This window comes from Butyrivibrio sp. AE2032, from assembly GCF_000702965.1.
In genome coordinates, this window is the sequence record NZ_JNLF01000003.1 from 56,903 (window position 1) to 83,883 (window position 26,981).

The window sequence follows — 26,981 nt, forward strand, 5'->3', positions numbered from 1 at the left end:
CTAAGATCAAAGTTCACATCAACCAGCCAGCTCATCACCGTCAGGCATGAACATGGTTCCGATACCCTTATTAGTAAAGATCTCAAGAAGCAGGCAGTGTGGGATTCTACCATCCAGGATGTGGACTCTGTTTACACCGCCTTTTACTGCATCCGTACAGTTGCCAAGCTTAGGAAGCATGCCTCCGCCTATGTTTCCACTGGCGATCAGGGCATCTGCCTCAGAGCAGGTAAGCCTTGAAATAAAGGTAGAAGGGTCTTTTATATCCTTGTAAACGCCCTCGATATCTGTAAGGAATGCCAGCTTGTCAGCACCAACTGCCTTGGCTATAGCGCAGGCTGCATCGTCAGCGTTGATATTGAAGGTATCAAAGTTGTCGTCAAGGCCGATAGGAGCAATGATCGGAAGGTAGTCATTATCAAGAAGGTCATATAAAACCTTTGGATCCACCTTGTCAATTTCCCCAACAAAGCCTATGTCCTGTCCGCCGGAAAACTTCTTGGTAACATGCAAAAGTCCTGAGTCCTTACCGCTTATACCGATGGCCTTAACTCCCAGCTCCTGAACCATGGTCACTAGCTGCTTGTTGACTCTTGAAAGAACCATCTCTGCAATCTCCATGGTCTCAGAGTCTGTGACACGAAGGCCGTTGACGAACTCCGCCTCCTTGCCAACCTTGTTAACCCAGGAACTGATAGCCTTTCCGCCACCATGTACGATGATAGGCTTAAAGCCAACCAGTTTCAAAAGAGTCACATCCGTAATGACATTCTTTTGCAGCTCCTCGTTGCTCATGGCACTTCCGCCGTACTTCACAACGATGATCTTGCGATTAAACTTCTGTATATAAGGAAGGGCCTCAACCAGCACCTCCGCTTTCTTCAGTACTTCCTGCATATCCTTGTCCATGTCACTCTCCTCCTTCAATCTGCGCTCCTACATTGCAACAGGCATTAAGATCTGTAATCTGCGTTAATCTTTACATAATCATAAGTGAGATCACATCCCCAGGCTGTAGCCTCCTGATCTCCCTCATTCATGTTTACAAAAACAGTAACAGCGTCAGCCTTCATTATCTTCAGGGCCTCATCCTCATCAAATACGATAGGTGTTCCCTTATCAAAGACCTTCAGCTTTCCATTGACGCTCTCAAAGTACAGCTCCACATCATTCTGATCAAACTGTGCTCCTGAATAGCCCATAGCACACAGGAACCTTCCGAAGTTGGCATCACAGCCGTAAATAGCAGCCTTTGAAAGGTTTGAGCCAACAATTGCCCTTGAAAGAGTCCTTGCATCCTCCTTGCTCTTAGCCCCGACAACCGTTGCCTCAAAGAGCTTACTAGCACCTTCGCCGTCAGCAGCCATCTTCTTTGCCAGGAACTTGCAAACAAAGTCCAGGGCCTCTTTAAAGGTCTCAAAGTCGCTTCCCTTTGAACTGATCTCAGGGTTCCCAGCCTCTCCGTTAGCCATTATCAGTAAGGTGTCATTTGTGGAGGTATCTCCGTCAACTGTTATCATGTTAAAAGAGTCTTTTACCACCTCTGAAAGTGCTTCCTGAAGCAGGTCCTTCTTTATGAAAAGATCTGTTGTAAGGAACGCAAGCATTGTACACATATTGGGGTGGATCATGCCTGAGCCCTTGCTCATTCCACCAAGGGTAACTTCCTTTCCGCCAATCTCAAAACTTACAGCCACTTCCTTATTAACAGTATCTGTGGTCATGATAGCCTTTGAAGCAGCTGTTCCGGCCTCAAGGCTTCCATCTAAAGTCTTACTCATGGTATTTACACCATTTACCAGCTTATCCACAGGAAGCTGCATTCCGATAACTCCGGTAGAAGCCACAGCAACAGACTCAAATGGAACCGAAAGAGCTGCTTCCACAGCCTTGGCTGTTGCCTCGCAGGCATCAAAGCCTTCCTTACCGGTGCAGGCATTGGCAATTCCTGAATTAACAACCACTGCATGCATGGGCTCTCCGGATTTTACTATCTTCATATCCCACTGGACACAGGCTGCCTTAACCACGTTTGAAGTAAAAGTTCCTGCGCTTACACAGGGAGTTTGGGAAAAGACAAAGGCCATGTCTGTCCTTCCCTGATACTTTATGTTTGCTTCGCAGCTGCTGGCCTGAAATCCCTTTGCAGCTGTAACACCGCCTTCTATCTGCTTCATGTTCCCTCCAATCACTTATTAAATACTGTGAGGTTTCCCTCATTCAGTGCAAAATCATAGTAGTTAAGGTCTTCTCTGAGAGTCCAGCCCATCTTCTGCCAGAACTTATTACCTACCACGTTGGTAACAAAAGCATTTAGGCAGACCTTGTTGATCTGCTCCTTTTCAAGCTGCTTGCAGCAGAACTCCACCATCTTTCTGCCTATTCCGTGCATTCTGTACTCTTCACTAACACATACGTGATATAAGCAGGCTCTTCTGCCGTCATGGCCACATAAAATAGCACCCACTATCTTTCCATCCTTCTCGTACACTGCACTGGTGGTAGGATTTCTTTTCAAAAATCTCTCAACGCCTTCCCTGGAATCATCCATGGAGCGCATTCCAAATCCATGAATAGATTTCCAAAGGGCATACACATTATCGTAATCTTCACATGTCATTACACGAACCAAAGCTATCACCTCTTTATGGGAATAATGGAACCAGGTCAAGGCCTGTGTTTTCCTCAAGTCCAAACATTATGTTCATATTCTGAACTGCCTGTCCTGCTGCACCTTTCACAAGATTGTCAATTGCGCCCATCATTATGATACGACCTGTTCTCTCATCAATTTTAAACCCAATATCGACAAAATTGCTACCTTCAACCCATCTGGTCTCAGGATAGATTCCATCATCCAGAAGTCTTATGAAGTGCTCTTTTCCATAGTATTTTTCGTATGCTGCCCTAACTTCTGCTTTTGTAGGAAGATCGCCGTCCTTCTTTATAAGAGTTGCATACTCAGTTGCAAGGATTCCCCTGTTCATAGGAGCAAGATGAGGTGTGAAGTTAAGAAGTAGCTCTTTTCCTGCGGCGTAGCCAAGCTGCTCCTCGATCTCGGGAGTGTGTCTGTGGTTGGCAACACCATAGGGCTTTGCTGACTCATTGACTTCGCAGTAGAGGTTTGCGACCTTCGCTCCACGACCGGCACCGGAAACACCGGAAAGTGCATCTATAATAAGAGTGTCCGGATCGATCAGTCCCTCTTTTACCAGAGGATAGGCCGTGAGGATCGAGCAGGTGGTGTAGCATCCGGGATTGGCTAAAAGCCTTGCCCCCTTTATCTTGTCCCTGTTGATCTCGCAAAGACCGTACACAGCTTCTTCTATATACTGTGGAGCCTTGTGCTCTATCTTGTACCACTTCTCGTATACGGAAACATCCTTTAATCTGAAGTCAGCAGAAAGATCAATAATCTTTACCTTATTAAGGATCTCATCATTAACAAGAGATGCGCACAGGCCCTGGGGAGTAGCTGTAAAAATGACGTCGCACTCTTTTGACAGCTCGTCCATGTTATCGTCCAGGCACTTGGCATCTACTAATTTAAAGAGATTTCCGTAAATGCTGCTGTACTTTTCATCTATATAACTTCTGGAGCCGTACCACACAACCTGCGCCTTAGGATGTCCCTGAATAAGTCTTACGATCTCCGCTCCTGCATAGCCTGTAGCTCCGATGATTCCTACCTTTATCATAGTATTCCCGGTCCTTTCATTAACTGTCTGATGCAACAAATTTGTTTAAGTATACGTCCGCTAAATGAATAATGCAATAGCTTTCCTAAATAAATATGCAAATATTTGTCAATATTTAAATATTTATGCAAATTACTATTGCATTTTATACATTTTAGGTTTATATTAGAGCCAACATTGAAAAATGAAGCAAAAAAGAAAGAAGGAAATCTATTATGGCTAAAGAAAAAGTAATACTCGCTTACTCAGGTGGACTTGATACTACAGCTATCATTCCATGGCTTAAAGAGAACTTTGATTACGAAGTTGTTTGTGTATGTATCGACTGCGGTCAGGAAGAAGAGCTTGACGGTCTTGACGAAAGAGCTAAGAGTTGCGGCGCAAGTAAGCTCTACATATTAGATGTAGTTGATGAGTTCTGCGACGAATACATCGTTCCCTGCGTAATGGCTCATGCTGTTTATGAGAACAAGTATCTTCTTGGTACATCAATGGCTCGTCCTCTTATCGCAAAGAAGCTGGTTGAGATTGCCAGAAAAGAAGGCGCTGTTGCTATCTGCCATGGTGCTACAGGTAAGGGAAATGACCAGATCCGTTTCGAGCTTGGTATCAAGGCTCTGGCACCGGACATCAAGATCATCGCAGCCTGGAGAAATGACAAGTGGACAATGGATTCCCGTGAGTCAGAGATCGAGTATTGCCGTCAGCATGGAATCAATCTTCCATTCTCAGCTGACTCAAGCTATAGCCGTGACAGAAACCTTTGGCATATTTCCCATGAGGGCCTGGAGCTTGAAGATCCTTCCCTTGAGCCCAACTACAAGCATCTCCTTGTTCTTGGCAAGACTCCGGAAGAAGCTCCTGACACACCAACAACCGTTACAATGACCTTCGAAGGCGGAATTCCAAAGTCCGTTAACGGAAAAGAGATGAAGGTGTCCGATATCATTCGTACCCTGAATAAGCTGGGCGGCGAGAACGGAATCGGAATTGTTGATATCGTTGAGAACCGTGTAGTAGGCATGAAGAGCCGTGGCGTTTATGAGACTCCCGGAGGAACTATCCTCTACGAGGCACATCAGCAGCTTGAAGAGTTGATTTTAGACCGTGATACCTATACAATGAAAAAAGATATGGGCAACAAGTTTGCCGATCTAGTATATGAAGGGAAATGGTTCACTCCTCTTCGCGAAGCACAGCAGGCATTTATCGAATCAACACAGAAGTACGTTACCGGTGAAGTTACCTTCAAGCTCTACAAGGGCAACATCATCAAGGCAGGTACAAAGTCTCCATACTCTCTCTACAACGAGAGCATCGCATCATTCAAGACCGGAGACCTCTACGATCACCACGATGCTGAAGGCTTCATCAATCTCTTCGGACTTTCATCAAAGGTTCGCGCTATGAAGATGCAGGAAGTTGAGAAGAACAAATAATATTAGATGAAGTCCATCTTCTTTTTTGCCGGATATTTTATAGTAATGAACATCTTAGGGTTCGCCTTGATGGGAATTGATAAAAGGAAAGCTCAGCGTAGCGCCTATCGAATCCCCGAGGCGACCCTTTTTACGATTGCAATCATGGGCGGAAGCCTTGGCAGTGTCCTTGGTATGTACCTGTTCAGACATAAGACAAAACATTGGTATTTTAAGCTGGGAATGCCTATAATATTAGTATTACAGGTGGCACTAGCCGTTCTTTTGATTCTCAGTCCGCTTGATTTTAAATTTATGTAATGGGGTACAGGGTATGCACTTAGCAGTATGCGACGACAATATAGCTGACAGAAAGCAGACAGAAAGGCTTCTCGGAAGACAATCTGACCGTATCTTCAAAGAGACCGGAGAGCGCATCTACATTGACTCCTTTGGGAACGTGGAGGCATTTCTTCACAATCCCCAGATGTATCATGGACTTTTCGTAGATATGGTTGGAAGCCCCATAAACGGCTTTGAAGTCATGAAAAAGCTCCTTGAAGCCGGCATCTACCGCCCTATCATAATGTGCACCTCCTCCATCGACTACAAACTCCTTATGGAGGAAGCAAATATAGATGCCCCTAATATCTATTTTCTGGACAAGCCCATCAAGGTAGCTGAGATAACCGCCATGGTGGACATGATCAAGGAACAGACAGTTGAGGGCGAGCCTGAAATAGAGCTCAGAAGCCGCGAGGGTACAGTTTACGCCAAGGGGGACGACATCATTTTTGTTAAAAGAGCTAAGAATGAGCTCCACGTTTACCTGACAGACGGACAGATCGTTGCCATCTTGGCAGATATCCTTAATTTCTACGATGAATGCGGAGCTATCTTCGATCAGATGTGTCCCGTCAACGACAACACCTTCATAAATGTAAATCACGTAAAAAAGACATCCTTTGGAAAGGTGGAAATGGATAACGGAGAAACACTTCCCGTGGCCTTCACCTACAGGAATGCTATTAAGAAAACAAAAGAGTTCATCAACAAATGATGAACTCTTTCTTTTCACCCTATTTTCTTTACACTCTCTCCTTCAACCATGTGTCCTTCAAGAATAAGGACACCCTGGCGATATCTCTCCTTACTTATCTTTCTGATAAGATTAAGAACTGCGTTTCTTCCCATTTCGTAGGAGTCTACTCCATAGGTTGTAAGCTTAATATCCCCAAGTCTTGGATAAATGTATCTGTCAAAGCTAACTATGGAAATATCTTCAGGAACCTTTAAGCCTTTTTCTGCAAGTTTCTTTATAAGAACTGTGGCAGTGAGATCACAGCTGCAAACAAAGGCAGTTGGCATCTTCTCAGGAAGCTTAATGAACTTGCTTCCATCAGTGACCTTATCCGCCTCACACCTGTCAGGAATAAGCCATTCCTCTTTAAAGTCAATTCCATGCTCCAAAAGAGACTTCCTGTAACCAAAATACCTGTCTGTAATGGTCCCCGATGACAGGACAGTGCCCACAAAGGCAATATTCCTGTGCCCCATTTCATAGAGGTAGTTAGTCAGGCAATAGGCTCCGTTATAGCTGTCAGCCACAACTGCATCTTCATTGCCTGTATGATAACAGAAATCCAGATAGATCATTGGAATCTCGCACTGGGTCTTCAAGGTTTCAAGGTACTTTTCACTCAGTTTCCCGATTATCATAAGTCCCTCAACCTTCTTATCACTGATAAGCTTTGGAATCCTGCACTCTTCTTCTGCCTCCGTGCTTAGAATCTCAAGCATGGAATAGCATCCCTTTTCCATAGCCAGCTGAGATACCTGCTGATGGAGTCTTGAATAAAAAGAGCTGTAATCATCCACATACTGCTCTGAAATTATCAGCCCTATGATGTAATTCTTAGTGCCTGCTTCCGCCTTCCTTGACACTGAAGGAACGTACCCCATCTCACCGGCAAGGGAATGAATTCTTTCCCTTAAGGCTTCGCTCATGCCCTTTTGCCCCGACAGAGCCTTAGAAACAGTTACTGTACTGACGCCAATTCTGTCAGCAATGTCTTTTAGCCTTACACTCTTTGCCATATGAAACTCCTACAAGCTGGTTGACGCTGCTATTAGTATTATATCCTATTTCATTGAATAAAAATACATAAAATTATTAATGCAGCAAAAAAACTATTAATCTATAATTAACTTATGATAGCGATTAAAATCACACAGCAGAAAAACTTCATGGCAAAGTTCCTTACTACAGATATGTTTGATGCTTATCTGGTGGAGGAAGCTATTATCGAAACCTTTAATACCTTCACAATTGATGGCAGGATCCATAAAGACTTTTATAAAGATACATCTTTAGATCCTGAGCAGATACCTTCAGGTGACTTCTCAAGTTGGGGCAAAATTCGCCCAATATGCCTTGATCTCATAAAAGGTAAACAGACTCCCCTTGGTTTTAAGTTTGTTCTTCACCTGGGACAGGAAGCTAAGGAAAAGCTTCTTGCAGGAGTAGATATGGATATTTCTCCGGATCAGCTGAATTTAGGTATAAATATAAAACTCAGCCAGGGACAGATAATAATCACCACAGGAATGTCCACTAACATCTTCACTATGGATAAAAGCGCAGAAAAAGCCTGGGATGAATTCATCCCAAGCTTCTTAGAATCAAATGGTATAGAAACAGATTTAATGTAGCACTATGTCTGATATTTCTGTAATATTGCGATCAGCTGATCATACTTTGGCTTGATCTGATCATACTTTTCCTTGTACCCGTCCATGGAACCGGCACGAAGTATCTCTGTCAGTTCACACACAGGTGTAAGGAATCCCTTAAGTCCCAGGTTGGCGCCTACTCCCTTAAGAGTATGCACAGCCTTGAAGGCCTCAGAAACATTCCCCTCTGCCAGATATTGGGTAAGATCACTCATGCTCTGGTCGTTCAAGAATTTGAACATAAACTTGGCGATCAGATCCTCATTTCCCATGAATCTGTCGAGAATCTCATTCCAGTCTACGCCCCACTCAATTAACTCAGCCTTGAAATTAGCGTCCATAAGCCTCCGTCCGATTAAAAGAATATCGAAAAACCGAGTAATATTTATACTATAAATAGATTTTACAACAATTCATTTTTCTCAGCAACGGATAGAAGTTCTTTTTATTATATTTTTAGACTTGTTCTCCCATTGCCACAAGCTTCTCTGCCTGATCAGCTGCAATAAGGGAATCGATTATCTCATCCAGATCTCCGTCCATGATCTGATCTATCTTATAGAGAGTAAGTCCGATACGGTGATCAGTAACTCTTCCCTGATGGAAGTTGTAGGTTCTTATCTTCTCGGAACGGTCTCCTGATCCAACCTGGCTCCTTCGAAGCTCTGCCTCGTCATTGTGCTGCTTTGCACTCTCCATCTCAAAGAGCTTGGCACGAAGTACTTTAAGGGCTTTTGCTTTATTCTGCTGCTGACTCTTTTCATCCTGACAGGAAATAACGATTCCTGTAGGCAAATGGGTCAGTCTTACAGCGGAGTCCGTTGTATTGACGCACTGTCCGCCGTTTCCGGAAGCACGGAACACATCGAACTTACAGTCGTTCATGTCAATCTCCACTTCCACGTCCTCTACCTCAGGCATAATAGCAACTGTTATGGCTGAAGTATGGATTCTTCCGCCAGATTCTGTGGCAGGTATTCTCTGAACTCTGTGTACTCCACTCTCAAATTTAAGTCTGGAGTATGCGCCATTTCCCTTTATCATAAAGCTTACGGTCTTAATACCACCGATGCCGATATCCTCAACGCTCATGGTCTCAACACGCCATGCCTGTCTCTCAGCATATCTTGTGTAGACCCTGTACATATCTGCTGCAAAAAGAGCTGCCTCATCTCCGCCAACACCTGCTCTGATCTCCACGATAACGTTCTTCTCATCGTTAGGATCCTTAGGGAGCAAAAGAATCTTAAGCTCCTCTTCCAGTGCCGGGAGCTGATCCTTGGCGTCAGATAGCTCTTCCTTGAGCATCTCCTTCATTTCAGGGTCATTTTCCTCGTCCAGCATGGAAAGGCTCTCTTCTATGGTTTCTTTGCACTTCTTATATCTGTTGTAGCACTCCACCAAAGGCTCCAGGTTCTTCTGCTCCTTCATCAGGGCCCTGAACCTCTCCTGGTCTGAAACCACCGATGGATCGCCCAGCATCATGGTGATGTCCTCATACCGTCTTAAAATGTCTTCTAATTTATCAAACATGGATTTCTCCTTGTGTTCATGTGTGTTCTAAGTTACTGTCAGGCCTGCAGAAAAATATGCTTTGATTCTCATAGCTCTGAACACTCCGATAAGCCTGGCTGGGAGCCAGTCTTATCTCCGTAGAGCTACAATCGAATCTGCAGCATACTTTTTCTGCAGACCTGTATCGTAGACCAACACTACATTTATTCAAAAAAAATTGCCTTATCTAAGTTCATATCATTAGCATATGTACATCGAAGGCAACTAATAATAGCATGCTTTGATTACTCTGTCATTTCCTGAGAAGTCCTTAACAACCTCAATGTCATGATAACAGCCGGCGCTTTCAAGAAGTGCCTTAACTTCATCTGCCTGGTCGAAGCCGATCTCCATAATCAGGTAGCCACTGGTGAAAAGGTAGTCTGGTGCCTTTTCTATGATACGACGGTAGAATACGAGGCCGTCTTCGGATCCGTCAAGAGCTAAGCGGGGTTCGTAGTCCTTTACCTCAGGAGCGAGGGTTTCAATAACAGATGTTTTGATGTAAGGCGGGTTGGAGACTATGATATCGGCTTTCTTCTCCATGGATTCGGGGAAGAGGTCGGTGTGAAGAAACTCAACTCGATCTGATAGTCCAAGCCTTTCTGCGTTCTCCTTAGCTACAGCCAGAGCCGTCTCAGAAATATCTGTACACACGGCTGTAGTGTAGTTTGTGAAGTTCAAAATGGTAAGGCCGATACATCCTGATCCGGTGCAAAGGTCTAAAACCTTGAAGCCGTCCTCCATGTAGCGAAGGGCTTCCTCGGCCAGGAACTCGCTGTCCTGCTCAGGGATAAGCACATCACTTGTTACCTTAAAGTTAATCCCCATGAAATCCCAGCTGCCAAGGATATAGGCAACCGGCTCCCTGTCTGCTCTTCTTTTGATGAACTCGTCGTAGGCCGACTTTTCTTTTTCCGTAAGTTCTCTGTCGGGATGGGCAATAAGCGCACTGTGGTCCGTTTCACATACGTATTCTAAAAGGAGCCGGGCATCAAGCTTAGCTTCTGCAATTCCGGCTCTCTCTAATATTTCTGTTGCGTTTTCAAAACAATCCTTATACTTCATTTTCCTCGTCCTGAAGCCAGCTCTCATCAATCTCATAGCCGAAGGAATCCTTAAGGAACTCCTTCCAGTCAAATACTGCCTCTACAGATCTGATGGCAACTTCTATCATATCCTCATCAGGCTCTTTTGTTGTGAGTCTCTGAAGCCATAATCCCGGTGCTGAGATCCATCTAACCAGGAAGAAATTGGTCCTTCCTGCAAGTCTTATGAGCTCGTAGGAGATTCCGGAGATGACAGGGATAAGAAGGAGCCTTATCACCACGCGCCACACGTAGGAATCAATCCTGATGAAGAAGAAAAGTACGATACTTATGAGCATTACAAAGAGAATAAAACTGCTTCCGCATCTCTTGTGAAGTCTGGAGCTCTTTTTAACGTTGTGGACAGTAAGGGGTCTTCCCTTTTCGATACAGTTGATGCACTTATGCTCGGCACCATGATACATGAAAAGCCTCTTAATATCCTTGATCGTTGAAATTAGCAGTATATAGAGGATAAATATCAATATCCTTAATACACCCTCAATAATAGCCACCAAAGAGTCATTTCTGGCATACTTGGAGATAACCTCTGAAAGAGCATATGGAAGAATCATGAAAAGAGCTATTGCAAAGGCAAAAGAAATAAGTGTTGTAAACACCATAAGGAAGGTATCTTCGTGTCCGTTTGATACCTGCTCAATGCCTTCGTCCAGCTTACTTGGCTTTTCCTTGGTCTCCTCATAGAAGGAAGAGGAGAAATTAAGGGACTTAAGCCCAAGAATAAGTGAATCTAAAAATACGAACACCCCCCTTACAAAAGGAATGTTAAGGAGCTTGCTTCCATAGGCCAGACCATGGTATTCATCCACCTCAACAGCAACTTCGCCATCGGGCTTACGAACTGCCACAGCATACATGTCCTTGTTCTTCATCATTACTCCCTCAAGAACTGCCTGTCCGCCTATTCCTGAGTAGTGTCTGATCTTTCTCTTACGTCTGTTCATACCGTAACCACCCAAAACTAATTTATTATCTTACTATTCTATCAAAGAAAAAGAGGTCGAGGCTACTTGCCTCAACCTCCTACTTGTCATTTCCAATCTAAAATTACTTGTTGTCCATGCCGTACTTCTTGTTGAACTTATCAATACGTCCACGAGCAGCTGTAGCCTTCTGCTGGCCAGTATAGAAAGGATGGCACTTTGAGCAAATTTCTACGTGGATATCGCTCTTTGTTGATCCTACTGTAAATGTGTTACCGCAGTTGCATGTAACAGTTGCCTGATGGAATTCTGGCTGAATGTCCTGTCTCATTTCTTTCTCACCTCACTATATCTTCAATACTTCATCTGTTTCCGACAGACGTTGTCAGTACTTTTCGTACCTGACATAAAATTGTTCACGGTTACTGTTTCACAACAGCTATATAACTATAGCACACTCTTTTTTATATGGCAAGGACTTTTTAATTCAGTATACTTGCCAGTCTTAAGAAACCGCAATAGCCCTTTTCATCCAGCAGTACTTCGATGTCAACACCACGAGGGATGAATGCACGCATCTGTCTGCTGTCAGCGGCGTTGCTTTCAGGGAAGAACAGTTCTATATCTATATCTCCCTTTTCATCAAAGGCTTCCAGGATCTGCCTGTCAAAGCAGGACATCATATCTGATACAATTCTAAGAACTCCACCGGATGGAGTCAACCTGATATTATCAATGATTGCCTGTTTCATCTGGGCAGGAGTCAGGCCAGCGATATTCAGGTACAATACCCTTGATGGCTCCGCTGTCTCATTTCCTGAAGAACCATTATCTGATCCCCCGGTTATGATCCTGACGGGCGAAGGAGGCACTGAATTATCGTTATTTGAAGGAGGCGTTGTTCCACCTGAAGAAGCGTTTGAATTATCGGTATTTGGAGGAGGCGTTGTTCCACCTGAAGAAGCGTTTGAATTATCGGTATTTACTGGATTATTAGTGTTATCAGAATTTCCGCCTGTTTCATCAGTGCTATCATCAATAATCACTTCACCGGCTGCTTCAAGCTGTAAACAAATTCATAAAGATTCCAAGAAACATGGATTGCTACTCCAAAAATCCCCAAAAAGTTATTGGTTTCGGCCTAGAACAATATTGGTTTAATGCCCGGCCGATATTTTAAGCATATTTTAGCTTGGTTGAGCTGTTTTTGGGGTAGTATTTCGGCTTTATAAACTTATGATAATTCTTTAAGCCGACAATTAAGAGTTAGAGAGAGCTTTTAGACCAGAAAAAATCGGCCTGAATGATGATCAGCATATCGCTGTAGCCGACAAACGCATAAAATAGCTTGGAGCCAACTAGGATTATTCGTCTTCATCCTCTGAAGGTACTTCAAATTTCTTTCTGATGGTAAGGATGTTCTGGCCATTCTCAAAGTTATAGAGCATTTCGTCGACTTTTTTCTTAACGAAAAAGATTCCCAGTCCTCCTTGTTTTCTCTTGCAGGCGTCAAGGGTTATATCGGGATCTGGCTTTTCCAATGGATTGTACGGCACTCCGGAGTCAATGAAGGTGATCTCTATGGAATTATCCTTGGGGAATAGCTTTGCGATCAGGGATGCTCTGCCAACTTTACCCTTATCCTTGTAGGCATAGCTGGCTATGTTCACAAACAGTTCCTCCACCACAATAAAGATATGGGAAAGCTCTATCTGTGAAACCTTCAGACTGCTGATTATCCTGTCAATAAAATCTATCACCTTGGGAAGGTTATCAACATGAGCATCAATATCCAGCCTGTATTGAATTTCCTTTGAATTCTTGTCCATCAGCTTTTTCCAACAAAAATAATCATCAGTTGCTGTGAACTATATTGTATCATATTTCTATTCTTTTTTTCGAAATCACGTATAAATATTGTATAATTTAAGAAGACAAGACAAAAGGTCATCATTCTTTCTATTAGGAGGTGCTTCATGGGTGATATAGATCAAAAGAGTACTATCAGCGACAATTCTTTTGCCGGAAAGGCCATAGTTTCTTTTCCTGCGGAATCACTTATCCTGAAGGAAGGTGACGTCAATCCCGATATGTTCAAGATAATACAGGGAAAGGCTGAAATGTATGTAGGCTACGGAACAGACAAGGAGGTTCTTCTTGGAATTGTAGGCCCCGGAACCTGCTTTGGTGAGCTGGGCCTTTTATTAAAAGCTCCGTCAATCTATACAGTTATAGCCTACTCTGATGTCTATGCCATAAGGGTCACAGAAGATCGCATGGGCAATTTCATCCAGGAAAACCACTCCAGTGCTCTCCAGATCATGAAGAACATGGCTCATACCATGGCGATCATGCAGCATCAGATCATGGCTCTTAGCGATGAGATCAACTCCTACACCAAAAAGGATGAGGACAGCTTTGAAGACATGAAGAAAGAACTGCTCCAGAGTCTCTACAATCCCAACGGCCTTGGTATGAGAGGAAAAATGTACTTCATGGGAAGCCAGGGTGGCGACAAAAAATAATATCGCCAGGTATAAAGTTTACTTGAAAAATGCCGAAATAAAGGTTAGAAAGCCATAACTATTCCCATAACGGATTGAGGGAATCTTTAACGTCACGGAGGACGATCATGAGCGTAGGCATGAATGCCAATTTAATATACGCTTCTATCAGAGACAGAAACCAGAACCAGGCGGATAAATGGGCCGATAGCGCCCGTAATGATTTATCCGGAACTACCGGTTCTTCTATGCGCGCCTTTGAGCATCAGCAGCGAGTTCAGGACAAAAAAGAAGACAGTGTTGTAAATCAGAGTATAAGCTACGCTGATTCTTTAAGGGTGTCCAGATCCAAGGCAAAAGAAGCTTCTCTGCAAAAGAAAAAGCTCCAGTATAACTTCAAAAAGATCTCCTCCCAGATCATCACCAGCAAAAACTCTAACAGTGCAAGAATGGCTGTCACCGCTGCCAGACGTGAGGTGCTGCGGCTTAAAAAGCTCCAGGCCAGCGGCGAGTATGACGATGAAGAGATCCAGATCTCCATTGATCACGCCAAGTCCATGGAGCGCATAGCAAAGAAAAAACTCGCTCACTTAGAGCAGGAGGAAATGATAGAACGAGGTCATAAATCCGCAATGGGAGGCCTTGAAGAAAAAGAGAAAACTGAGGATGAGCAGAATCAGGACGAGGAACTAGAAAAATCTGAAGATGAACTTTCCGAGGAAGAAATGAACGGGGACGAAGGCCTTGATCCCGATGTCTACTACCCTGAAGAATTTGAACTTAGCTTGCATGAATTAGTCCAGGATGCCCAGGATGCCATAGCCTTTCGTATGGAAGAGCTGGCAGTCCAGATGCAGGATCAAATGGACGAAATACAGGAAAGCTCAATGACTTCCATGGATCAGCTGATGAATGAGCTTTCGGAAGGCATGAAGGAAATGCTTGAGGACCTTAACCTTGATGATCTGGCAAACACCATTGCTGCTCCTGATCCCAACATGTCAGAGTCCGATCTTAAGATGCTTAAGCTTAAGCACCGCACCAAGGAGATGAAGGAAATCGCCAAGGCTGACGGTGAATATCTTAAGTCCATCATGGATAAGTATGAGAAAAAAGGCATCGCAGGAATTAACATAACATCCGGAAGCGGAGCATTTTTGCCGGGTAATGCATTATCCGGAGGAATATCACCTGTAACAGTAACCATCCCTAGCGCTTATGGTTCCGGAGCCCCCTCCATGGGTATTGATATTTTCGCTTAAACTCTAAGATAAAAAGTATGGTATCATTGAAACATGAGCAAATATAGTGATATTGATGACGAGCAGCTCATCGTCCGTATTCACGACGGCGATGAGCCTGCTATTGTAGATTACATAATGAACAAATATAAGGAGCTGGTTCGAAAAAAGGCCAATTCAATGTATATCCTTGGAGCTGATAAGGATGACCTTATCCAGGAAGGCATGATAGGTCTTTTCAAGGCCATCCGCGACTATGACTGTGGTCGGGATGCCAGCTTCTCTACTTTTGCTGACCTTTGCATTTCAAGGCAGATGTACTCTGCCATCAAGTCCCAGGCAAGGAAAAAGCACGGCCCATTAAACAGCTACATCTCCATCTATGCAAGCCGCGAAGACCTGGATGCAGGAATGGATATTCCCTTAGAGGATATGTTGGAGGCAGACCCCAACTTTGTCCCCGAGCAATACGTTATCGACCAGGAGAGTTTGCGGACCCTTGAAGATGAGATTGAAAAAGAACTAAGTGACCTGGAGAGGCAGGTCCTTGACCTTTATATCACAGGAATGAGCGTAAAAAAAATCTCTGCAGTCCTTGGCAGGGATGAAAAATCCACTGACAACGCCATGCAGAGAGTTCGCTCCAAACTAAAAAAATATCTCAAGCACTAAAAAATCAGGCTGACGTCCCAAAATTGAGGCGCCAGCCCTTATTTTACATCATTCTCTGTCTTACTACTTCGAAAGCAAGGATTCCGGCAGCAACAGATGCATTCAGTGAATCAATGTCACCCTTCATAGGAATTGATGCTATCATGTCGCACTTTTCTCTTACAAGTCTTGAAACTCCGCTTCCTTCATTTCCAATAACAAGTCCGATCGCACCCTTTAAGTTAAGCTTGTACATGGTCTCTCCGCCCATATCAGCACAGGCAAACCATAAGCCTCTCTTTTTAAGGTCCTCAATGGTATTTGCTATGTTAGTAACCTTTACAACAGGAGTATAGTTAAGAGCTCCGGCAGAAGCCTTAGCCACAGTAGCTGTAAGTCCTACTGCCCTGTTCTTTGGAATGATAACTCCATGGGCTCCGGAAAGATTGGCCGTTCTGATGATAGCCCCAAGGTTATGTGGATCTTCGATTTCATCAAGAATAAACACGAAGGGATCTTCATTCCTTGCACTTGCCAGCTCAAAGATATCCTCCATTTCTGAGTACTTATAAGCTGCAGCAATAGCAATGACGCCCTGGTGTTTCCCTGTGTCAGACATCTGATCAAGTCTGTCACGGTTTACAAACTTTATAAGGCAGCCCTGCTTCTTGGCTTCACGTCTGATGGTGGATACAGGTCCATCCTGGCAGCCATCAAGAATGTAGATCTTGTCGATGGTCTTTCCTGACCTAAAAGCCTCTATTACGGCATTTCTGCCCTCTATTTTCTCTTCATTTATTCCGGTAATTTCTTTTTCCTTATCCATCTAAATCCTCTTATTCAGTGCCTGATACATCGCAGCAATCAGTTCACCAATACTCCAAGCTTCTCGCAGCCCTTTTTCACCAGGTTCAGTGCCCTGTCCATGTCTCCTGACAGATACAAAAAACCTATAACAGCCTCAAAGCCAGTTGCTTCCAGGTACTCCATGGTAGATGCATTCTTGGCTTTGGTGTGGGGCTTTGAGTTACGTCCGCGCCTGAAAATGTCTTTTTCCTCATCGGTGAGATCATCCATAATAGCAGCTGCTAAAGCCGCCTGGGTGGGCGCTTTAACAATAGCGCTTGCTTTTTTATGGAGATTATTTACCGCTGTATTTCCTTTATTAACGAGAACGGAGCGGACCACCAGGTCAAAGACTGCATCCCCGATATACGCAAATGTCAGAGGCGAATAGGTCCTGATGTCCTTGGACTCCACATCAAATTTCTCGTTTATATATTCGTTTAAATCAGCTGCCATTTAACTCCCTCACGGGTATCCTTGATCTCTACGCCCTTATCAAGAAGCTCCTGTCTTATAGCATCAGCAGTTGCAAAATCCTTTGCCTTCTTAGCCTCAGCCCTCTCCTGTATCTTGGAATTGATGAACTCCAAAAGCTCAGGATCAACGGGCGCTTCCTCTGAAAGTGCCTTGGCATGTCCGATAAGATCAAGAGAAAGCACTCTGTCAAAGCTCTCAACCAGAGCAAGCTTTGTAGCATCGTTAGTGTCAGCCTTAAGGGCATCGTAAAGGATTGTAATAGCCATTGAAGTATTCAGGTCGTCAGAAACAGCTTCCCTGAACTTAGCCTCAAACTCTGCCTTAACCTTCTCGTCAACTGCTCCCTCAGCCTTAAGCTCAGCCACTCTCTTGACCAGCTTGTTGTAAACTGCTGCTGTATTATCAAGAACCTCAAAGGAGAACTCAAGAGGCTTCCTGTAGTGGGACTGAAGGCAGAAGAACCTGTAAACAAGAGGATCATAGCCTTTTTCCTTAAGGACAGAAACAGTAAGCACTGCTCCCTTTGACTTGGACATCTTTCCAGCCCTGTCGTTAAGGTGATTGGAGTGGAACCAGTATCCGCACCACTTGTGTCCAAGATAGCTCTCAGACTGGGCAATCTCATTGGTGTGATGAGGGAACATATTGTCAACTCCGCCGCAGTGGATATCAAGCTTCTCTCCAAGATGCTTCATGGAAATGCATGAGCACTCAATGTGCCAGCCTGGGTATCCAACGCCCCATGGGCTGTCCCACTTAAGAGCCTGGTCCTCAAACTTTGACTTGGTGAACCAGAGAACGAAGTCTGTCTTGTTCTTCTTGTTCACATCTTCCTCAACGTCATCTCTTACGCCAACCTCAAGCTGCTCCTTCTCGATTGCTGAAGAGAATACATAGTAGTCATCAAGCTTACTTGTGTCAAAGTACACATTTCCGCCGGCCTGATAAGCATATCCCTTTTCGAGAAGCACCTCGATCATGTGAATAAACTCAGGGATGCAGTTAGTTGCCGGTTCTATAACATCTGGTTTTTTATTGCCAACAGCCTCAAAATCCTTGAAGAAAGCATCTGTATAGAACTTCGCGATCTCCATTACGCTCTTGTGCTCTCTCTTTGCACCGGCAAGCATCTTGTCCTCTCCGGTATCTGCATCAGAAGAAAGATGTCCCACATCAGTGATGTTCATGACACGCTTAACTTCATAGCCTGCGTACTCCAAAGCCTTTATAAGCGCATCCTGCATGATGTAGGTTCTGATATTTCCAATATGAGCAAAATGATAAACGGTAGGTCCGCAAGTGTACATGGAGACCTTTCCAGGTTCGTTTGGCACGAACTCATCGATCTTTCTAGTAAGTGAATTGTAAAACTCAAACTTCTCTGCCATAGTTAATTTCCCAAAAATCCTTTCCTAAAGCTCTTTTCATCCTCTGTCACAGCCCTGACATCGTTCGCAACCGCCAGCATTCATCACTGAGCTATAAGCGTCCATCGGATTTGTCAAAAGACATATCGCCTGTGATGAAATTCCTTCCCCAGAGCCTGTAAAGCCAAGCCCCTCCTCGGTTGTAGCCTTGACATTAACCTGAGACATCTCAATTCTCAGTGCCTGAGCTATGTTTATCCTCATCTCATCGATGAAAGGCCTCATTTTAGGAGCCTGTGCAATGATGGTCGCATCAATGTTCTCGATGACGAAATGATTCTTATCAAGCATGGTGCCCACTTCTTTTAAAAGAGCTATTGAATCAGCTCCCTTGTACTTAGGATCAGTGTCCGGGAAGTGCTTTCCGATATCTCCCAAAGCTGCTGCTCCAAGAAGGGCATCCATTATGGCGTGGAGGAGTACGTCAGCATCTGAGTGGCCCAGAAGTCCCTTTTCATAAGGGATCTTAACGCCTCCCATAATGAGATCTCTTCCCTCTACCAGTTTATGTACATCGTATCCCATTCCAATACGCATAAATCCAGTTCCTTTCTATATCAGATAAAATCTATGATAAGTTCAACTATAAACGCTGCTCCGCAGGCAAACCCTGCAACAGTTAGAAGGCTCTTTTTATTAAAGGCCAGGAAAAGAGCTACTGCAAACCCTACAAGCGATGACCAAACATAATTGGTCGCTCCCAAAATAGCAGGAAATGTCATGGCAGCCAGTGTGGCATAGGGCACGTAATACAGGAAGGACCTGATAAAATTGCTCTTTATCTCTTTTCTTATAAGAGTCAGTGGCAGTGACCTGATAAGATAGGTTACTACTGCCATCAACAGGATGTAAAGGTAAACTCTGCTCATGCCTCTTTACCTCCTGCCTCTTTATCTTCATGCTTTATAGGGGCAAAAACAGCCGCCAAAGCAGAAGCAACAATTGTTATTATAATGATCCTGAAACCGCCGGAAATGTGGTCCTTAAGGAAAGGCGCAAAGGTGAACACCGTGCTCAGTCCCATGGCTGAAACCACTACAGCAAGTACAGCCTTGTTGATCCTTGTATCAGGAATAATGATCGCAATAAACATACCATAAATCGCCAGTCCAAGGCAACTTATAAGGCGCTGTGGCATGATCTGTCCGGAGATGGCTCCAAGGGTGGTTCCAAACACCCATCCAAATACGGAAGTGACTATAAGGCCGTAGGAATAGGCAGGATAGAGCTTACCCTTTTGAAGTACGCTGAGGGCAAAGATCTCATCGGTCACACCATAGGAAATTCCCAGTCTGTGGCCCGTTGAAACACTTGTATCAAGCTTTTGTGAGAGGGCACAGCTCATGAGCATGTACCTCAGATTGATAATGAACTGCAATATAGCCAGCTCCACAAAGCTACCGTTTCTGGCTATAAGCTCCAGGGCTGAGAACTGCCCTGCACTTGTGACATTTAAAAGAGATGTCATAGCTGCCTGAAAGGTTGTCATCCCGATCTTGGAGGCCTCAATTCCAAAGGCAAAAGAAACTGCTATATATCCAAGACAGATGGGGATGGCATTTTTACAGCCCCTCTGAAATTCCTCAAAACTACCTGCACTACTTTTCATACTTCTCTTCCCAACTACTTAAAGCTTTCCTAATTCCGAAAGCACGTCTCCCATCACAACCGGTCCAATGCTCCCCTGTATCATAGCAACGTTTCCGCCGCCCTTAGCACCGAACTTCTCCCTCAGTACCTCCTGAAGTGCTTTAAGCTCCTTGCCTTCAGCTCCGGTCGCAACAATGTACTTGTAGCCCGACTCATCAGTTCCGGAGAATACGCCGCAGTATCCGCCATGCTCTGCTGCCAGGGCATTTACAGTCTTTCTCATAAGATTTCCGTCCATTCTGGAATCCTTTACAAGAAAAACATCTGCCTGGACCTTATCTATGGCCTGAAGCTCATATTCCAAGAGCTTTTCCTGAGCTTCAATAAGTTTTCCCTTAAGCTCATGGTTTTCTTCTCTCATCTTAGTCACAGAATCCATGACTTTATCTGCTGAGGTTGTAAGGCTTCTGGAAATCTCTGACAGGATATCGTGTTCATCCTGAATATAGCCTAAAGCTCTTTTGCCACAGAGGATGCTGACCCTTACTCCGCCCTTGTAGGCCTGGAAGGAAACAACCTTAAGGAATCCTATCTCCGCAGTTGTGCTTACATGTGGTGCACAGCAGGCGCAAACGTCATAGCCCGGAATGGTGACGATCCTCACATCGCCGGTCAGTTCCTTCTTGCTTCTGTATTCCAGCTTGTCCAGTTCCTCTTTTGACGGGAAAGTACACTGAACCTCAATATCCTCCCAGATAGCCCTGTTGACCTTAAGCTCCAGAGCCTTGATATCATCTGCATTTAGAGGGCCGCTGTAGTCCATGGTGACCTCGGAATCGCTTAAATGGAAACCCACATTGTCGTAGCCAAACTCAGAGTGCACGATCCCGGAAAAGATATGTTCTCCGGTGTGCTGCTGCATATTGGAAAACCTGTGTCCCCAGTCGATCCTGCCGGTAACCTTTGTGCCTTCCTGTAGAGACGCATCTGTCACGTGGGTTATGATTCCATCCTTTATAGAAGTGTGTGTCACCTTGATACTGGTTCCATTTTCATCCTCTATAACGCCTACGTCAGAGCTTTGTCCACCCTGCTCCGGGAAAAAGGCTGTCTGGTCCAGAATCACAAAAAAAGTGCCACCCTTCCCTTCTGTGCAGGAAAGAACCATGGCATCAAATTTGTATGTGTATGCATCTTCATAATAAAGTTCTCTTGTCTTAACCATAGAACACATTTTATCACATTACAGCGAGACTTAACAGTACAAAGTCTACCTGCATGTAAAGCAGACACGAACTCGAAAATGACAAGCATTTTCTCGTTCGTGTGGCTCGTCATATAGATTTACCTTCATTTGCATGCAAGCATGCAATGCAGATAAATCTACATGACTCTGCTTTACACGCAAAAAGAGACTGCATCATGCAGTCTCTAATGGTAGCTGGGAAAGTTCCTCTAATACTCTTCTCTTTATGTCATCCTTTTCTGCCTTAAGTGAGAACGCCAGCTCCGTATAAAGGAGCTTCTCAGCGATATTAAGGTACTTCTCGTTCAGGCTGGCAAATCTCTTGCCTTCTGCTTCGCGGATAGCCTTGTTCCTGCGAAGGGCTTTAACCAGGCTCATCATCTCCTCGGCCATGTTACGCTTGATAACTTCCATAATGGCCGGTTCTGCCTTCTTCCCTTCCGGCAATTCAAGATCCGGAGCAAACTCGATCTCATCGATCAGATCCTCTGCTTCATCTGCAGCAATAACATCCCTCACCTTGTCCTCAGCGCCATCTACAGGCACATAGAGAACACTTCCGGCGTCAACTGCTGAGATCATCTGATAATACTCTTTCTCTTTTCCTCTCTCAAGAAAAGACGGAATCAGAATATCACGTACGCTGCAGAGGCCGTGACTGCCATAAATTACGCACTCACCAACATTTAGCATCCCGTTCCTCCTTATATGTAAAAGCACACAACTGTTAACTCAATTATGAGCGCCTCAGCATGTCAATTATAACATAATATTACGCCTTTTGTAACATTTAAAATCACTAAAAAGTGTGTTATTTTTGTGTCTAGTGGTCACTCCTCCAATCGGCTCTAGATATAGTGTTTATATGCTCTGTACGGATTTCGTTCAGCATAATAACATGTGTTTTTGAATTGGTGTGATGGTACTTAAAACCACACTTTTGTTGCAATTTTTTTGAGCGTTCATTACCTTCAAAATAACCACAGTAAATAGTGTCTAATTTTAGGTCCTCAAAGCCGTGTCTCAATATCTCTTTTGCTGCCTCAAAAGCTATGCCTTTACCCCAGAAAGGAACCCCAAGCCAGTAGCCAAGTTCCGCGGTATTGTCAGGAATACCGCGCTCACCAGAGTCCCTGAACATCAGGCCTATGCTGCCAATTGGCTCGTCCGTGCCCTTTAAGCATATGGCATAGGTCTCATCCTTAGCCAGGATAGTCCGGATCACAGCTTTTGAATAATTTTCATCAGTATGAGGAGCCCAGCCTGCCGGCGGCCCCACTCTTTCATCCTTTGCATATTTAAAGAGGCTGGAAGCATCTGCATCTCTCCAGCCTCTGAGTATCAATCGCTCAGTTTCCAGTACCATTTTCCCCGCCTTACAGACTAACGAACTTAAATCCCGTCTCTTCCACAAACTGATCTAATTCCTTCTTGAAAACGAGGTTATACTCTTGCTGCATATGAAGCGCATCATTAGTCAGGTAAAAAATAACCTGTCCGCTCTTAATATCAAATTCCAGGTCGTTTCTCGGGTCAAGGGCATCGATATCCTTGAAGGAAATCCCATACTTTTCTCTGCAATAATCATCCTTATTGGGCAGGTCCATAGTCTCCGCGATAATCTTATTTTTGGCCTTTATGAGCTCATCAACCTTCTCCAAAAAGATATGATGGGCGATGTTAAAAGGGGTAAGCTCATACCCTACCAGTTTCATATCACCAATGATCCTGTCAAAATCCACGCAGCAGGCTGCAAATGGATCCACCTTGTTCTCACCGTAACAAAATACTGCATTATAAAGAGCCTCGTTCATAGCCTTTCTCCTTTCTGTGCTTTAAGAAACTCAATATATTCGTCTTCAGGTATGGGCCTTGAATAATAAAAGCCCTGAAGGTATTCAACACCTTTATCAATCAAAAGCTGTGCCTGTTCAATGGTCTCCACACCTTCTGCAAGAACGTGAAGTCCATAATCCTTAAGAAAGTTTATGGAGTATTCCAACATCCTCATGTTTTCAGGTTTTCCTGAATCAAGGCAGTTCCAGATGAATTCCTTGTCCATCTTAACCAGAGCGTAATCCATTTTTAAAAGCTCTAAGAGGTTGGAATAGCCCGAGCCGAAGTCATCCATTGAAAAGGTGCTTCCCAGCTCTTTTAACTTCTGGACGTTCTCCTTGAACATCTCATCATTGTTAATATAGGCCGTCTCTGTGATCTCGAAATTGATGAATTTAGGAGGAATGTGATATTTCTCCATCTTGCTCATGAGCCTTGAGTAGGTCTGTCTGTCCACTACTTCATTTCCAGAAAGGTTAACTTCCACTGTCTTAAGGCCATAGCTTGAAAGATTCTCCCTAGCTATGAAGGAGCAAACCTTTTCAAATACCAGATCATCAATTTCACGGATAAGGCCACACTTTTCAGCTACAGGAATGAAATCCTCAGGGGAAATATAATTCTCACTTTCAGCTTTTCTAAGTCGCACAAGAGCCTCTGTGGATGTAAACTTTCCATCCGCAACACATAGGATCGGCTGGTAGTAAACATCGAAAGCCTTATCCTTAATGGCCTTCCTAACGATGGTCTCTACATTGTTTCTGTAGGTCATCTTGTCCACAATCCTGTCATTTACCACCAGATTAGGTGACGACTGGGTATAGACATATTCTCCGGAAACGAAGCTCAGGATCTGAAGTGCTTCATCCAGGTCATCTGTGCATTTAGGAACCTCAAGAACTGAGTAGGTAAGCTTATAGTTGCTATTCTCGTCCTTATAGTTGTTGATGAGGGACATGAGCCTCTCAACCTTTTCCGGACTCCTTATGGCAAAGGAAAGGGTATTCCACTCAGAAAGATATGCAGCTTCTCCAATTACATCCTCGGCCAGCCTGGCGATCCTGAACTGGAGATTTCCAAGCATGTCCCTGTCCTCTCCCGTGAGAACAGTGGATTTGCCTGTAAATATAACTGATGCTATGAAAAAATGCCTCTTATATCCGAACTTGTCGATCAGCATCATGTGGAAAGCATCCTTGTTCCTTACATTGCTGATATTCTTCTCGTAATACTCTTTGGGGTTTTCAGCAGAAAGAAACAGGATAAGGGACATAAGCATCATTGCTACACTGCTGACCTGATATCCATGGACCAGAAACTGGAATGAGCAAAGAGCTGTCCAGATAAAGAGGCCAATAATTATACCAATTGCCTCTTCCTTGCGGAGCTTTCCTCTTCTGAATACCGCCATAATAAGTGTTCCAAAAATGTAAACAAATCCTACAAAGTAGCAAAACTGTACAGTAGGTCCGTAATTGTAGTAATATCCTGCGTTTGTCCTGCTGTAATAAATAGTCCCGGTAAATACCGCGACGATACCAACAGCCACCGGGACTGCCATGATCGCCACAACAAGCTTATTGACCATTTTGCCTCTGATGACCTTTGCATACACATAATTGCACATCAGATAGGCACATATCATAAGGGTTTCAATATATAATCCCTGGGACGCCCTTTTCAAAACATAGAAGGAATCATCAAGATAAACAAAAACAGCACACTCCAATATATCGCACACAGTATTGACGCATGCTGCCACAAGGAATGCGAAGAACACGCGTGAAGAAAAGACCTGAGGCATCGACCTCCTCAGGTAGATAATGATCAGTACTGCTAGTACCAAAATTGCAATAAAAGGTGTGCGTATTTCCATAAATAAATTATATTACAAATTCCCCGGTGCAACAACTAATTTTAAGAAGGCGTATGGATTACGCAATAAAAAATGGAAGCCAGATATTTACTAGCTTCCATCTTGTTTATTATAGTAGCGAGAGGGGGACTTGAACCCTCGACACCGCGGGTATGAACCGCGTGCTCTAGCCAGCTGAGCTACCTCGCCATCTCTATGATCTGTCGCCGTCAATCACAAGCGACTTGTATAATATACCGCGATGAAACTATGTTGTCAAGCATATTTTCAAGATATTTTGTAAAAAAGAGTTTATTATCGTTTTAGTGTAAACCAATGTATAATTAATTCATAACATAATGTAGGAGGCAAAAGAAATGTGGGCTTACGAAACGTCTTTTTACCAGATATATCCATTGGGATTCTGTGGGGCTCCCTTTGAAAATGATGGAAAGCTGGAGCACAGAATACTTAAGGTCATAGACTGGATACCTCATCTGGAAAAGCTTGGGATAGGAGCAGTTCTTTTCAATCCGGTGTTTGAGTCAGATACCCATGGCTACAACACCAGGGATTACAGAAAGATTGATACAAGGCTTGGCACAAACGAGGACTTCAAGAAAGTATGTGACGCACTTCATAAAAAGGGGATCAAGGTAGTACTTGATGGAGTGTTTAATCATGCAGGAAGAGGCTTCTTTGGTTTTACCGATGTTCTGGAAAAGAGATGGGACTCCCAGTATAAGGATTGGTTCCATATAAGCTTTGATGGCAACAGCAATTATAATGACGGACTGTGGTATGAGGGCTGGGAAGGCAACTTTGACCTGGTAAAGCTTAACCTTAGAAATCCACAGGTCGTGGACTACCTGTTAGAGAGTGTTAAATTCTGGATCGATGAGTTTGGAATTGATGGTCTTCGTCTTGATGTGGCTTACTGTGTTGAGAGCGACTTCCTTAGAAGGCTCAGACATGAGACGGAAGGCTGGAAACAGGATTTCTTCCTGATGGGTGAGATGATCGGGGGCGACTACAACAGGATCATGGGTGATGACCTTTGCCACAGCGCCACCAATTATGAGTGTTATAAGGGCATGTTCTCTGCAATGAACAGCATGAACCTTTTTGAGATCGTGCATTCATTGCTCAGACAGTTTGGCCCGGAGAATTGGACTCTATACAAAGGAAAGCACCTGTTATCATTCGTTGACAACCATGATGTCAGCAGGATTGCCAGCACTTTGGTTAATCCAAACCATTTAAAGCTTATCTATACCCTTATGTTTGGAATGCCAGGAATCCCTACAATCTACTACGGAAGTGAATGGGGAACCAAGGCTGATAAAAAAGAAGGTGATCCTGCTCTTCGCCCCTGCTTCGAGAAGCCCGAGTGGAATGAGCTTACGGACCATATAGCAGCCCTGTGCAAAGGACAGAAAGGATCCAATGCTCTTAACTACGGCGGATTTAAGTCCCTGGTACTTACAAATCGCCAGTGTATCTTTGAAAGAGAAACTGCCGACGACAGAGTCCTGGTAGTTATAAACGCAGATGAAAACCCTTATCATGCCCATTTTGACGCAAGAGCAGGAAGGGCAAAAGATCTGATCACAGGAGCAGACATCGACTTTGGCGGCGGACTTGAAATTCCAGGCTATACCTCTTATCTTTTGCAGATCTGAGGCTAGAGCACGCGGTTCATACCCGCGGTGTCGAGGGTTCAAGTCCCCCTCTCGCTACTAAAAATAGGAAAGCATTCATTGCTTTCCTTTTTTGTTGTCCAGAGCCCCCGGATGGTCATAGGAGACGGGGTTTGTGGTCCATTTTTCTTCATAAAATGCAAGTGTCTTGCATTACATTTATAATACTATTG

General features: G+C 44.1%; 31 protein-coding genes and 1 tRNA gene. 8 read left to right on the top strand and 24 right to left on the bottom strand.

From position 1 onward, the window contains the following. Positions 1-18 precede the first annotated feature (18 nt). The 4 genes from argB to argC are packed head-to-tail and all read right to left on the bottom strand — an operon-like array spanning position 19 to position 3,698. A complete protein-coding gene (gene argB, locus BO18_RS02045; protein WP_034443167.1) occupies positions 19-909 on the bottom strand; it encodes an acetylglutamate kinase in 891 nt (296 codons plus the stop codon). Positions 910-953: 44 nt separating this feature from the next. Then, complete coding sequence (argJ, locus tag BO18_RS02050; RefSeq protein ID WP_034443169.1) at positions 954-2,177, bottom strand: bifunctional glutamate N-acetyltransferase/amino-acid acetyltransferase ArgJ; 1,224 nt, start codon at positions 2,175-2,177, stop codon at positions 954-956. An 11-nt stretch (positions 2,178-2,188) separates the two neighbouring features. Next, positions 2,189-2,632 carry a GNAT family N-acetyltransferase gene (locus tag BO18_RS02055; protein WP_034443170.1) on the bottom strand — a complete coding sequence of 148 codons (444 nt, stop codon included), beginning with the start codon at positions 2,630-2,632 and terminating at the stop codon, positions 2,189-2,191. A gap of 13 nt (positions 2,633-2,645) precedes the next feature. Next, complete coding sequence (argC, locus tag BO18_RS02060; RefSeq protein WP_034443172.1) at positions 2,646-3,698, bottom strand: N-acetyl-gamma-glutamyl-phosphate reductase; 1,053 nt, start codon at positions 3,696-3,698, stop codon at positions 2,646-2,648. 215 nt (positions 3,699-3,913) lie between these two features. Here argC and BO18_RS02065 point away from each other — a divergent pair, with 215 nt between their 5' ends. The 3 genes from BO18_RS02065 to BO18_RS02075 are packed head-to-tail and all read left to right on the top strand — an operon-like array spanning position 3,914 to position 6,176. After that, complete coding sequence (locus BO18_RS02065) at positions 3,914-5,137, top strand: argininosuccinate synthase (RefSeq protein WP_034443174.1); 1,224 nt, start codon at positions 3,914-3,916, stop codon at positions 5,135-5,137. A gap of 45 nt (positions 5,138-5,182) precedes the next feature. After that, positions 5,183-5,437: a DUF1294 domain-containing protein gene (locus BO18_RS02070; RefSeq protein ID WP_330379525.1), complete on the top strand. Its 255-nt coding sequence runs from the start codon at positions 5,183-5,185 to the stop codon at positions 5,435-5,437. Positions 5,438-5,450: 13 nt separating this feature from the next. After that, a complete protein-coding gene (locus BO18_RS02075) occupies positions 5,451-6,176 on the top strand; it encodes a LytR/AlgR family response regulator transcription factor (RefSeq protein WP_034443178.1) in 726 nt (241 codons plus the stop codon). Between the two features lie 14 nt (positions 6,177-6,190). Here BO18_RS02075 and BO18_RS02080 read toward each other — a convergent pair whose 3' ends face one another. Continuing rightward, entirely contained in the window at positions 6,191-7,213 is a 1,023-nt protein-coding gene (locus BO18_RS02080) for a substrate-binding domain-containing protein (protein ID WP_034443180.1), read from the bottom strand. Between the two features lie 150 nt (positions 7,214-7,363). Between BO18_RS02080 and BO18_RS02085 the strand changes: the two genes are divergently transcribed. After that, on the top strand, positions 7,364-7,828 hold the full coding sequence (locus tag BO18_RS02085) for a DUF5721 family protein (protein ID WP_051688443.1): 465 nt from the start codon (positions 7,364-7,366) through the stop codon (positions 7,826-7,828). A 2-nt stretch (positions 7,829-7,830) separates the two neighbouring features. On the opposite strand, the gene BO18_RS02090 is transcribed toward BO18_RS02085, so the two are convergent. From BO18_RS02090 to BO18_RS02120, 7 genes are all read right to left on the bottom strand, one after another. Further along, complete coding sequence (locus tag BO18_RS02090; protein WP_051688444.1) at positions 7,831-8,190, bottom strand: Hpt domain-containing protein; 360 nt, start codon at positions 8,188-8,190, stop codon at positions 7,831-7,833. Between the two features lie 115 nt (positions 8,191-8,305). Beyond that, on the bottom strand, positions 8,306-9,382 hold the full coding sequence (gene prfA, locus BO18_RS02095) for a peptide chain release factor 1 (RefSeq protein WP_034443184.1): 1,077 nt from the start codon (positions 9,380-9,382) through the stop codon (positions 8,306-8,308). Between the two features lie 246 nt (positions 9,383-9,628). After that, positions 9,629-10,471 (bottom strand): peptide chain release factor N(5)-glutamine methyltransferase, encoded by an 843-nt coding sequence (gene prmC / locus BO18_RS02100; RefSeq protein WP_034443186.1) that lies wholly within the window; start codon positions 10,469-10,471, stop codon positions 9,629-9,631. Further along, entirely contained in the window at positions 10,461-11,456 is a 996-nt protein-coding gene (locus BO18_RS02105) for a DUF1385 domain-containing protein (protein WP_034443188.1), read from the bottom strand. The genes prmC and BO18_RS02105 overlap by 11 nt, the downstream gene beginning before the upstream one ends. A 103-nt stretch (positions 11,457-11,559) precedes the next feature. Next, a complete protein-coding gene (gene rpmE / locus BO18_RS02110) occupies positions 11,560-11,766 on the bottom strand; it encodes a 50S ribosomal protein L31 (RefSeq protein ID WP_026654342.1) in 207 nt (68 codons plus the stop codon). 151 nt (positions 11,767-11,917) lie between these two features. Then, positions 11,918-12,481: a hypothetical protein gene (locus tag BO18_RS02115; RefSeq protein WP_034443191.1), complete on the bottom strand. Its 564-nt coding sequence runs from the start codon at positions 12,479-12,481 to the stop codon at positions 11,918-11,920. A 318-nt stretch (positions 12,482-12,799) separates the two neighbouring features. Continuing rightward, positions 12,800-13,264: an ATP-binding protein gene (locus BO18_RS02120; protein WP_034443194.1), complete on the bottom strand. Its 465-nt coding sequence runs from the start codon at positions 13,262-13,264 to the stop codon at positions 12,800-12,802. A gap of 147 nt (positions 13,265-13,411) precedes the next feature. Between BO18_RS02120 and BO18_RS02125 the strand changes: the two genes are divergently transcribed. The 3 genes from BO18_RS02125 to sigH all read left to right on the top strand — a co-directional run bounded on the left by BO18_RS02125 (position 13,412) and on the right by sigH (position 15,852). Beyond that, positions 13,412-13,960 carry a Crp/Fnr family transcriptional regulator gene (locus BO18_RS02125; protein ID WP_034443196.1) on the top strand — a complete coding sequence of 183 codons (549 nt, stop codon included), beginning with the start codon at positions 13,412-13,414 and terminating at the stop codon, positions 13,958-13,960. Positions 13,961-14,067: 107 nt separating this feature from the next. Continuing rightward, the gene (locus BO18_RS02130) at positions 14,068-15,201 is read left to right on the top strand and encodes a hypothetical protein (RefSeq protein WP_034443198.1); all 1,134 of its coding nucleotides are present in this window, start codon (positions 14,068-14,070) and stop codon (positions 15,199-15,201) included. A 33-nt stretch (positions 15,202-15,234) separates the two neighbouring features. After that, on the top strand, positions 15,235-15,852 hold the full coding sequence (gene sigH / locus BO18_RS02135) for an RNA polymerase sporulation sigma factor SigH (RefSeq protein WP_034443200.1): 618 nt from the start codon (positions 15,235-15,237) through the stop codon (positions 15,850-15,852). A 43-nt stretch (positions 15,853-15,895) separates the two neighbouring features. On the opposite strand, the gene rlmB is transcribed toward sigH, so the two are convergent. From rlmB to BO18_RS02195, 12 genes are all read right to left on the bottom strand, one after another. Beyond that, positions 15,896-16,657, bottom strand: a complete 762-nt coding sequence (gene rlmB, locus BO18_RS02140; RefSeq protein WP_051688445.1) for a 23S rRNA (guanosine(2251)-2'-O)-methyltransferase RlmB — start codon at positions 16,655-16,657, stop codon at positions 15,896-15,898. 38 nt (positions 16,658-16,695) lie between these two features. Further along, complete coding sequence (locus BO18_RS02145) at positions 16,696-17,133, bottom strand: Mini-ribonuclease 3 (protein ID WP_034443202.1); 438 nt, start codon at positions 17,131-17,133, stop codon at positions 16,696-16,698. Further along, entirely contained in the window at positions 17,118-18,542 is a 1,425-nt protein-coding gene (cysS, locus tag BO18_RS02150; protein ID WP_034443204.1) for a cysteine--tRNA ligase, read from the bottom strand. The genes BO18_RS02145 and cysS overlap by 16 nt, the downstream gene beginning before the upstream one ends. A gap of 36 nt (positions 18,543-18,578) precedes the next feature. Beyond that, a complete protein-coding gene (gene ispF, locus BO18_RS02155; protein WP_034443206.1) occupies positions 18,579-19,118 on the bottom strand; it encodes a 2-C-methyl-D-erythritol 2,4-cyclodiphosphate synthase in 540 nt (179 codons plus the stop codon). 20 nt (positions 19,119-19,138) lie between these two features. Continuing rightward, the gene (locus tag BO18_RS02160; protein WP_034443209.1) at positions 19,139-19,450 is read right to left on the bottom strand and encodes an AzlD domain-containing protein; all 312 of its coding nucleotides are present in this window, start codon (positions 19,448-19,450) and stop codon (positions 19,139-19,141) included. Beyond that, the gene (locus BO18_RS02165; protein ID WP_034443211.1) at positions 19,447-20,190 is read right to left on the bottom strand and encodes an AzlC family ABC transporter permease; all 744 of its coding nucleotides are present in this window, start codon (positions 20,188-20,190) and stop codon (positions 19,447-19,449) included. The genes BO18_RS02160 and BO18_RS02165 overlap by 4 nt, the downstream gene beginning before the upstream one ends. Positions 20,191-20,208: 18 nt before the next feature. Continuing rightward, positions 20,209-21,396 carry an alanyl-tRNA editing protein gene (locus tag BO18_RS02170; RefSeq protein ID WP_034443213.1) on the bottom strand — a complete coding sequence of 396 codons (1,188 nt, stop codon included), beginning with the start codon at positions 21,394-21,396 and terminating at the stop codon, positions 20,209-20,211. Between the two features lie 195 nt (positions 21,397-21,591). Continuing rightward, a complete protein-coding gene (locus tag BO18_RS02175) occupies positions 21,592-22,110 on the bottom strand; it encodes a CarD family transcriptional regulator (protein WP_034443215.1) in 519 nt (172 codons plus the stop codon). A 130-nt stretch (positions 22,111-22,240) separates the two neighbouring features. Next, positions 22,241-22,783, bottom strand: coding sequence for a GNAT family N-acetyltransferase (locus BO18_RS02180; RefSeq protein WP_034443217.1), 543 nt, complete (start codon positions 22,781-22,783; stop codon positions 22,241-22,243). Between the two features lie 10 nt (positions 22,784-22,793). Continuing rightward, positions 22,794-23,231 (bottom strand): hypothetical protein, encoded by a 438-nt coding sequence (locus BO18_RS02185; protein WP_034443219.1) that lies wholly within the window; start codon positions 23,229-23,231, stop codon positions 22,794-22,796. Then, entirely contained in the window at positions 23,228-25,057 is a 1,830-nt protein-coding gene (locus BO18_RS02190; RefSeq protein WP_034443221.1) for an EAL domain-containing protein, read from the bottom strand. The genes BO18_RS02185 and BO18_RS02190 overlap by 4 nt, the downstream gene beginning before the upstream one ends. A gap of 187 nt (positions 25,058-25,244) precedes the next feature. Then, positions 25,245-25,318 (bottom strand) — tRNA-Met (locus BO18_RS02195). A gap of 167 nt (positions 25,319-25,485) precedes the next feature. Between BO18_RS02195 and BO18_RS02200 the strand changes: the two genes are divergently transcribed. Continuing rightward, positions 25,486-26,790 carry an alpha-amylase family glycosyl hydrolase gene (locus tag BO18_RS02200; protein WP_034443223.1) on the top strand — a complete coding sequence of 435 codons (1,305 nt, stop codon included), beginning with the start codon at positions 25,486-25,488 and terminating at the stop codon, positions 26,788-26,790. The last annotated feature ends 191 nt before the right edge of the window (positions 26,791-26,981 follow it).